Source organism: Bacteroides sp. Ga6A2, assembly GCF_000702225.1.
In the GTDB taxonomy this organism is placed as follows: domain Bacteria; phylum Bacteroidota; class Bacteroidia; order Bacteroidales; family Bacteroidaceae; genus Ga6A1.
This window is the reverse complement of sequence record NZ_JNKX01000066.1, coordinates 1-9,898: the sequence shown is the minus strand read 5'-3', so window position 1 is coordinate 9,898 and position 9,898 is coordinate 1. Positions and strand designations below refer to the sequence as shown.

The following is a 9,898-nucleotide window of genomic DNA, read 5'->3' as shown; positions in this document are numbered from 1 at the left end:
TAGAGTTTCATGAAAAGCATCATTTTCAGGAACACTCGCGGCATCAGTTCCACGAAGCGGTTGTACGAAACGGCGTCCGGAAAATCATGTTTTAGCTGCATCTGGATACAGCTGAGATAATACTCCTTGAAGTTCTTGTATGTGCCAAAATGATAGCATACGAGGATGGTCATAATCTCGCTTTCGGAGAGTCTTCCCTTACGGTTTCTGTGACGTTTTCCGCTGCCGTCTTTGGATGGCAGACGAAGGTTTTTCTTCAATTCCTCGTTCAAATTCTTGTCAAACTCGTCGATAATACAGAAAATTTCAGTAACTTTGTCTCTGGTAATCATTGCTATTATATTTTGTAACTTGTTTGTTCTCAGCTATAAAGACACAAATAAATAGCGAGATTACCAACTTTTATTTGACTTTTCTTATCCCGAACTGGCGTAATTATAGTGAGATTTGATAGTTATTAAAAATAATATTGTACTTTTGTAGTAGATAAATGGCATTACGATGGAAAATAATGATCTGCCTACACATAGTAATTTTGTTGTTGGCGTTGCTACAGTGGCTGTACTTGATGAGCGTAATGCTTATTCAAGTATATTTCAACAATATGAAAAGGTGATAATCGATAGTCTAATCACCTCGTTTGGACTTGATTTTTTAATTCAAGATCAACATGGAGGTGACGTAGATACCATTCATAATGTACGAAAGATTGGTCAAGACGAGTTAATGGGTTACAAGAACTCATCCAATGAGTCCGCTTATAATAATCGTCCAGATTATGATGCACGGAGTTATCACGCAGGTGGAAACTTTCAGCACACAAAACACGAAGCAAGAGAAACTTGGCAAGAAACATATAAAGATATTGATGATCAATATCAGTCTGGAAAAGTCGGATTTTATGGGCATACAAATGCCATAAGTCCTGATAGAAAGGCTGAATTAGACCATATTATTGAATGTAAATCTATTCACGATGATAGAGGTCGAGTTTTATCTGGCTTATCAGGTCAATCACTTGCTGATGATCCGGTCAATTTCGCATGGACGAACAAAAGTCTCAATGCATCAATGGGTGCATGGGCAAAAGCGAAAAATGAGCAATACCGTAAGGAACATGGCTGCGATGCGCCAATGGAAATGGTTGACATTAAGGCTTATGTAAACGACCATCCAGATTTAGATTCTGAGACGAAACAAAAACTTTTGGCTCATTATGAAAAAGCCAAAAAAGCTTATGATGCGAAAATCAATAGAGCATATTATACTAGCAAAGCTTTTTTTAGAGACACTACATTTGCTGCTGCTAAGACAGGTTTCAAAATGGGTGTGCGCCAAGTACTTGGATTAGTATTCAGTGAAATTTGGTTCGCTGTAAAAGATGCAATTAAGGCAGGTAAAAGCAGTGGCGAGTCTTTGTTTCGTAGTATAGGAGAAGGTGTAAAACAGGGGCTACTCAATGCAAAGTCAAAGTACAAGGCATTGATGGAAAGATTTCTTGATGGTGCTATTGCAGGAGTGTTATCCTCTCTTACTACAACTTTATGTAACATTTTTTGTACTACTGCCAAAAGCCTTGTCAGAATTCTAAGACAGTCCTGGTCATCCCTTGTTTCTGCAACAAAGATTCTTTTGTTTAATCCAGACTGTCTTCCCCCTGGTGAAAGAATACGTGCAGCTGCAAAGATTCTTGCAACAGGTGCTAGTGTCGTAGCAGGTACCATGGTGTCTGAACTAATTACAAATACAGCAGTAGGTGCAATACCTGTTGCTGGAACAATTGTCCAAACGTTTTGTGGTACTTTGGTTACTGGCATAATGAGCTGTTCGCTTCTGTATATGCTTGACAATAATAAAGCTATTAACTGGATTGTTTCAATCCTAAATAGGATTCCGTCTGTTGATAAGGTTGCGATGTATTATCGAGAACAAGCCATCTTATTGGAAAAGTATAGTGCTGATTTATTTAGTATTGATTTGGAAACTTTCAAGAAAGAAATTGCAATAATACACTCTGCTGTCAAATCTCTTTTATGTGATATGAGTCCTGACGTTCTAAACAAGCGTTTGCTTAATTTATACCAACAAATTGGGCTTGAACTTCCGTGGCATGCTTTATCATATATGAACGAAGATGATTTCTGGACTGACAGAGAAGGCTCATGGGTATTTAGCTAATGTTCAAGTGTGATAAATGTGGGCTATGCTGTAAATCACTTGCAGGTAACCCTGTGTATGCAGAACTCGACAGAGGTGATGGTACATGCAAGTATTTGTTGAACAATCTTTGTTCTATTTATAATAAGCGTCCACTGCTGTGTCGCGTTGACGAAGCATATGATAAGATATTTAAGAATTATATGTCTGAAGAAGACTATTATTCAGAGAATTATAAAATATGTAAATTTTTAAAATCTAAAAACTAATCAATTATGCCACTACCTTTGATTTTAGGTATTGCTGCAGGTGTTGCTGCAATTACTGGAGTTGGTGCAGGTGTCAAGGGAGCTATTGATATGGCTGATGCCAATGACACTTTGAAAAAAGCCCAAAAACGTGACGAAGAAAACCAAAAGCGTCACAAGTCTATTGATGAACAAGCTTGTAAAACCATGGACGAATTGGGTACTCTTGAAATGAATATCCTTTCATCGTTCAAGCAATTTGCAGATGTAGTCGAAAAAATTAAAAACCGTCCTTCTTTTGCAGAAATCAAGATTGGAAATGTTGATATTCCAAAGTTTGATCCAAAAGAATTGGAGCAGGCGTCCGTTGGAGCAAGTATTTTGGTCGGAGGATTAGGGGGGGCTGCATTAGGTACGGCTGGTGGATTTGCTGCTTCGGGTGCGACAACTGCCGCTGTCATGGCACTTGGTACTGCATCAACAGGAACTGCAATATCATCGTTGACAGGTGTAGCTGCAACAAATGCAACACTTGCAGCCCTCGGCGGTGGATCTATTGCTGTTGGTGGCGGCGGTATGGCTCTTGGTAGTGCGGTTCTTAGTGGTGCAACACTTGGTGTCGGTTTGCTCGTTGGTGGTATTATCTTTAGCATGGTAGGTTCAAGTATTTCTGACAAAGCTGATAAAGCGTATAATCAAATGTTGGAAAACGAAAAAGTTATCAATAAGATATGCAAGTATCTTGAAGAACTCAACGATGCTGCAAAGAACTACTTTAATGACTTGAACATGGCAAATAATATCTATAATGACCAGTTTAAAGTCATGAGATTTATAGTTGATTCAAATAAGAATACTGATGGAAATGTAGATTGGAGAAATCTACGTGAAGCAGATAAGGCAATAATAAGCAATGTCGTAATGCTTGTAGGTCTTCTTTATCACATGTGTAAGGTCAAGCTCGTCAATAAGACAGTTGGTGGAGATCAAATTAACACAATCAACACGACTGATATTAACGAGGCTCGCCAAAAGTGTACTGAAACTCTGAGAGCCGTTAAAGCTGCATAGTAACAATAGTCATCTTTTCAAGATTGACAACGAAACGAATAAGCCCTCTGATTTTCAGCATCAATGCCGATTGTCAGTGGGTTAATTGTTCCCAAAATGAGACCCACAAACCATTTTTTGGGAACATTAGATGATTAAAACCAGTTGAGTCATTTGCCAACCATTATGACCATGCCGTAAATGAACAATGAGAATTATTACTGTCCGCTAAACATCATACAAAGTCACTCTACCCCTTGAAACCCAGGAGTTGAGTGACTTTTCCTTTTCAGTAAGCCCCATAATTGTATTAATTTATTGGTATCCGCTAAAATCCTTTGGTGATTACATGGCCCTTTTTTCCCCGGACAGCCGATATAATGGACGTATAAGTACCAATTTGGATGATGTAAAGTGACAGAAACTGTCTCAAAATAGCAAATATGGCGCTCCAAGGTTAGGTTTATGTCATGTGAGGGGAAAAATTTAAGCGGACAGCCGTTGTCATCTCTTAAATTGGGGGCTTGTCAAGCGACAAAAGCAGTAAATATGGGGGATAAAACAGGTTTAGCTGACAGTAATCAAAAAATATCTAAAAAAGGAAGAAAGCATTAGGCCCATTCCAACCTCATTTCTTAGCCGTAAAATATCCCGGATTTGACTTTCCGCCGTCTATTTTGGCACGAGTTTTGTTTGCATTACTATAATAAGCCCTTGTTCCATTGCCACCCACAAGATGCGCAACTTTATCAAACATCCATTCAGAGCGTATTACCTTACTTGTATTCCAACCGTCTCCAACATAAACTGTTTTAAGATTCATACAAAAAGCAAACATTTCGCTCATGTCCGTTACATTAGAGGTATCGAAATAGCTCATATCAATACTCGTCAAACAACACCCAGAGAACATTCTGCTCATATCTACAACTTTAGAAGTGTTTAACTTACTTAAATCAAGGTTCTTTATATCACAAAAAGCAAACATGCTGCCCATATACTTTACATTCGAAGTATCAAAGCCTCTAAAATCAATGGTCGCAAACCTGCAACCTTCAAACAGTCCGCTCATATCCGTTACATTCGAGGTATTAAAACCACTTAAATCAAGATTTTTAAGGCTACTGCAATGAGAAAATAGACCGCTCATACTCGTAACATTCGATGTATCGAAACCGCTCAAATCAAGACTTGTCAGTCCGCTGCAACCATTAAACATATAACTCATATCCGTTACGCTAGATGTTTTCAGATTTTCCATGCCTTCGATTTTCGTCAAACCTGAAAAGCCCCTGAACCAACCTCTGCAAGATTCCGGACGAGCATCCTTAAACGATTCGTCAAAAACAACCGTTGTAACATAATGTCTTATTCCTAAGACTAAGAAAGACATGTCCTTACCCACACCTTCGGCATTATCCTGCCCTTCTTTATTTATAACATACGCCTTGCCTTGTCGAGACTTCTTCTGGTCGTCGAAATAGAACGTGAGCATTGTGCCGTCGGGCGACTTAATTACATAGGGCTCTTGCGCCATGACTGACACATGGCTTGCCACAAGCAAAATAAAACTCAGAAATATTGCAGGAAAACGCTTCATACCGTAATCATGATTTATTCAGCAAAAATAACCTATTTTTTTCACTCCAACCTTTTTCACGCCATCAAAAAAATATAAAATGCAGCCTCTAAAAAAGGAAGAAAGCATTAGGCCCATTCCAACCTCATTTTTTAGCAGTAAAATATCCCGGTTTTGCCTTTCCGCCATCTATCCTTGCACGAGTTTTATCTACAATTTCAGAATCAAATTCAGTTCCTTTGCCACCTACAAGACTGGTGCAATCAACAAACATATCTTCAGAATCCTTGACATCACTTGTTTTCCAGCCAGTTCCGACATATATTGTTTTCAGGCTTTCGCAATTAGAAAACATCCAACTCATATCCGTTACATTTGAAGTATCGAAACTGCTTATATCAAGGTTCTTCAAGTTTTCGCAATCAGAGAACATCCAAACCATATCTTCCACATTCGAAGTATTGAAACCACTTAAATCAAGAGTTTTCAAGTTTTCGCAAAATTCGAACATTCTGCTCATATCAGTTACTTGCGAGGTATTGAACCTGCTTAAATCAAGTTTCTCCATACTTTCACAACGGCTGAACATACCAACCATATCCGTTACTTTCGAAGTATTGAACCTACTTAAATCAAGACTCTCCAATTGATTGCAATTCTCGAACATACTACCCATTTCAGTCACATTCGAAGTATCGAAACTACTTAGATCAAGGCTCTTCAGATTCTCACAGCAATCGAACATACAAGTCATATTCGTCACTTTTGAAGTATCGAATCTACTTAAGTCAATATTCGACAGACTGCAGAATGAGAACATCTCGCTCATATCTGTTACATTCGAAGTATCGAAACTACTTAGATCAAGGCTATCGCCATGGCAACCTTCGAACATAAAACTCATATTCGTCACATTCGAAGTATCGAAACCGCTTAAATCAAGGCTCTCGACATGGCAACGATAGAACATAAAACTCATATCCGTCACTTTCGAAGTATTCAGATTTGCAATGCCTTCTATTTTTTTCAGACCATTAAATCCTGCAAACCAATATGCGCACGACACAGGACGGGCATCTTTAAACGACTCGTCAAAAATAACCGTCATTATTTCTGTCGGAAAATCAGGACTTTCAGGTAGAGAATAGTGTCCACTTAGTCTAACCCATTTAGGATAGTCTTTACCTAATTTTAACTCATACGCCGTGCCTTGTCGTAAAGATTTCTTCTCATCGAAATAGAAAGTAAGTGTCGTGCCATCTGGCGACACTACTGCATACGCCTCTTTCGCAACAGCTTGCGCAGGTTGTGCGGTAAGCCCCAAAAGGCTTAGGAAAAATAATGCTATATTGCGTTTCATATTAAATTTTGACATTATCATGAATTCTGACTTTTCAACTTTCTTATTTTTTAGCCGTAAAATATCCAGGATTTGCCTTGCCGCCATCTATCTTTGCACGAGTTTTATCTACAAATTCAGAATCATATTCAGTTCCTTTGCCACCAACAAGACTGGTGCAATCCTTAAACATTTCTTCCGAATCCTTGACTTTACTTGTGCTCCAGCCCTCTCCGGCATAAATTGTTTTCAGATTCTTGCAACCCTCAAACATTGTTTTCATATTCCATACATTAGAAGTATCGAAACTACTCAAATCAAGCCTCTCCAAAACATTGCAACCAGAGAACATACTGTACATATCCTTCACTTTCGAAGTATTGAACTTGCTTACATCAAGACTCTCCAGGTGTTTGCAAGTACTAAACATGCTATTCATATTCGTTACATTAGAAGTATCGAAACTACTTACATCAAGGTTCTTCAAGCTTCTGCAAACATCGAACATGCCATACATAGTCGTTACGTTAGAAGTTTTAAAACTGCTCAAATCAAGATTCTCAAGCTCACAGCAACCTGCGAACATTCCTTCCATACTTGTTACTTTTGATGTATCGAAACCACTTAAATCAAGTTTTTTTAAACCACAGCAAGAGAACATATTGTTCATATCTGTTACATTCGAAGTATTGAAACAACTTACATCAAGGCTCTCCAGACCATCGCAATCTAAGAACATTTCGCTCATGTCCGTTACCTTTGACGTATCGAAACTGCTTATATCAAGACTCGCCATGTTTCCGCAATTATAGAACATATCGTGCATGTCTGTTACCTTTGAAGTGTTGAAGTTGCTTAAATCAAGGCTATCCAAAACTTCGCAATCAGAGAACATTTCGTGCATGTCTGTTACATTCGAAGTATCGAAACCGCTCAAATCAAGGCTCTCTAAATCTTCGCAACCTCCGAACATTGCTTCCATATTTGTTACTTTTGAAGTATCAAAACCACTCAAATCAAGTTCAAACAGATATCTGCAATAATGGAACATCTCGCTCATATCTGTTACTTTCGGAGTATTGAAGTTGCTTAGGTTAAGGCTACCCAAACCTTCGCAACCAAAAAACATTTTGTGCATATCCGTTACATTCGAGGTATCGAAACTACTCATATCTATGTCCGCCAATCTTTCGCAATTATAGAACATTTCGTGCATATCCGTTACTTGCGAGGTATTGAAACTGCTTAATTTAAGGTTTCCAAGACTTCTGCAGCCCGAGAACATTTTGTGCATATCTGTCACCTTCGAAGTGTCGAAACTGCTTAAATCAAGGCTTTCCAGACTATCGCAATCTAAGAACATCCTACCCATATCCGTTACCTTTGATGTATCGAAGCCGCTCAAATCAAGGCTATCCAGTTTTTCGCACCAATAGAACATACGGTTCATATTGGTTACTTGCGAGGTATTCAGATTACCAATGCCTTCTATTTTTGTCAGATTATTAAAGCCTTTAAACCAATATGCGCACGACACAGGACGGGCTTTTTTAAACGACTTGTCAAAGACTACAGTCGTGAAAGTTGAACTTTCAGTAATTGAGTCATTAGCCGTTTTCACCCATTTAGGATAGTCTTTTCCCTCATTCAGTTCATAAACCTTGCCTTGTCGTGAAGATTTCTTTTTGTCGAAATAGAAAGTAAGTGTTGAGCTGCCGTTTGACTCTACCGCATACGCTTCTTGCGCCATACCTGCCGCAGGTTTTACCACACACAAAATAAGGCTTAGGATTTTTGCGAAAATATTTTCCATACTATTTTTCAAATTTCAATTTTCAACTTTCAACTTTCTTATTTTTTTAGCCGTAAAATATCCAGGATTTGCCTTTCCGCCGTCTATCTTTGCACGAGTTGCATCAACAATTCCAGAATCAAATTTTGTTTTTTCACCACCAACAAGACTGGTGCAATCAATAAACATATCTTCTGAATCCTTGACATTACTTGTATCCCAGCCCTCTCCGGCATAAATTGTTTTCAGATTCGTACACCTCCAAAACATTTGAGTCATTTCCTTCACATTAGAAGTATTGAAGTTACTTAGATCCAGACTCCCCAATTTTTCGCATTTTACGAACATCCAAGTCATTTTCGTTACATTCGAGGTGTTAAAATTGTTCATATCAAGGTTCTGCAAACTTCTACATTCTCTGAACATTGCACTAATATCCGTTACTTTCGAAGTATTAAAGTTACTTACATCAAAACTAGTTAGACTGCGACAATCTGAAAACATCCAACTCATATCCGTTACTTTCGAAGTATTGAAGTTGCTTAAATCAAGACTCGTTAGGCTGCGACAATCTAAAAACATCCCACTCATATCCGTTACTTTCGAAGTATTGAAGTTGCTTACATCAAGATGCATCAGACTGCGGCAACCTGAGAACATTTTTACCATATTCGTTACATTTGATGTATTGAAGTTACTTACATCAAGACTCGTCAAGCTGCGACAACTTGCAAACATACCATTCATATCCGTTACTTTCAAGGTGTTGAATTTGCTTAAATCAAGATGCGGCAAACTGCGGCAGCCTGCAAACATACCCTCCATATTCGTTACATTTGATGTATTGAAGTTACTTACATCAAGACTCGTCAAGCTGCGACAACTTGCAAACATACCATTCATATCCGTTACTTTCAAGGTGTTGAATTTGCTTAAATCAAGATGCGGCAAACTGCGGCAGCCTGCAAACATACCCTCCATATTCGTTACATTTGATGTATTGAAGTTAATTACACCAAGATTTGTAAGACTCTGGCAACCTGAAAACATCACACTCATATCCGTTACTTTCGAGGTGTTGAATTTGCTTAAATCAAGTTCTTTTAAGCCATAGCAATCAGAAAACATACCTCCCATGTTCTTCACTTCCGAGGTATTGAAACTGCTCACATCAAGACTTGTAAGACTACGGCAGAAATAGAACATATTTTCCATGTTCGTTACATTTGATGTATTGAAGCTGCTCACATCAAGACTTGTAAGACTACAGCAGTAATAGAACATTTTTTCCATATTCGTTACATTTGAGGTGTTAAATTTGCTTACATCAAGGGTTGCCAGTTTTTCGCACCCCCAAAACATACCTTCTATTTTTGTTACATTTGATGTATTAAACCCACTTACGTCAAGATTTGTCAAACTACGGCAATCATAGAACATACCTTCTATATTCGTTACATTCGATGTATTGAAATTGCTAACATCAAGGTTTGTCAAATTGCGACAACCAGAGAACATCAAAATCATATTTGTTACTTTGGCTGTATTGAACTTACTAACATCAAGGTCTTTTAAGCTGCGGCAATCATAGAACATACATCTCATATCTGTTACTTTGGCTGTATTGAACTTGCTAACATCAACGGTTGTCAGACCATAGCAATCTTTAAACATTCCGCTCATATCAGTTACATTTGATGTATCAAAACAGCTTAGGTCAAGGTTTGTCAAGC

General features: G+C 38.2%; 6 protein-coding genes and 1 pseudogene. 2 read left to right on the top strand and 5 right to left on the bottom strand.

Annotated features, from left to right (window positions below; translation table 11 throughout):
• Nucleotides 1-332: pseudogene (locus T538_RS0113205) on the bottom strand (IS982 family transposase); the annotation flags it as partial.
• Nucleotides 333-501: 169 nt separating this feature from the next.
• On the opposite strand from T538_RS0113205, the gene T538_RS0113200 reads away from it, so the two are divergent.
• A complete protein-coding gene (locus tag T538_RS0113200; RefSeq protein WP_051656103.1) occupies nucleotides 502-2,178 on the top strand; it encodes a hypothetical protein in 1,677 nt (558 codons plus the stop codon).
• Between the two features lie 254 nt (nucleotides 2,179-2,432).
• Nucleotides 2,433-3,476: a hypothetical protein gene (locus tag T538_RS17290; RefSeq protein ID WP_051656102.1), complete on the top strand. Its 1,044-nt coding sequence runs from the start codon at nucleotides 2,433-2,435 to the stop codon at nucleotides 3,474-3,476.
• A gap of 607 nt (nucleotides 3,477-4,083) precedes the next feature.
• On the opposite strand, the gene T538_RS0113190 is transcribed toward T538_RS17290, so the two are convergent.
• The 4 genes from T538_RS0113190 to T538_RS0113175 all read right to left on the bottom strand — a co-directional run.
• Nucleotides 4,084-5,055 (bottom strand): BspA family leucine-rich repeat surface protein, encoded by a 972-nt coding sequence (locus tag T538_RS0113190; RefSeq protein ID WP_051656101.1) that lies wholly within the window; start codon nucleotides 5,053-5,055, stop codon nucleotides 4,084-4,086.
• A gap of 124 nt (nucleotides 5,056-5,179) precedes the next feature.
• The gene (locus T538_RS0113185) at nucleotides 5,180-6,481 is read right to left on the bottom strand and encodes a BspA family leucine-rich repeat surface protein (protein ID WP_051656100.1); all 1,302 of its coding nucleotides are present in this window, start codon (nucleotides 6,479-6,481) and stop codon (nucleotides 5,180-5,182) included.
• On the bottom strand, nucleotides 6,438-8,186 hold the full coding sequence (locus T538_RS0113180) for a BspA family leucine-rich repeat surface protein (protein ID WP_081834994.1): 1,749 nt from the start codon (nucleotides 8,184-8,186) through the stop codon (nucleotides 6,438-6,440). The genes T538_RS0113185 and T538_RS0113180 overlap by 44 nt, the downstream gene beginning before the upstream one ends.
• Nucleotides 8,187-8,201: 15 nt before the next feature.
• On the bottom strand, nucleotides 8,202-9,898 hold a 1,697-nt coding region (locus T538_RS0113175), incomplete at its 5' end, for a BspA family leucine-rich repeat surface protein (protein WP_051656098.1).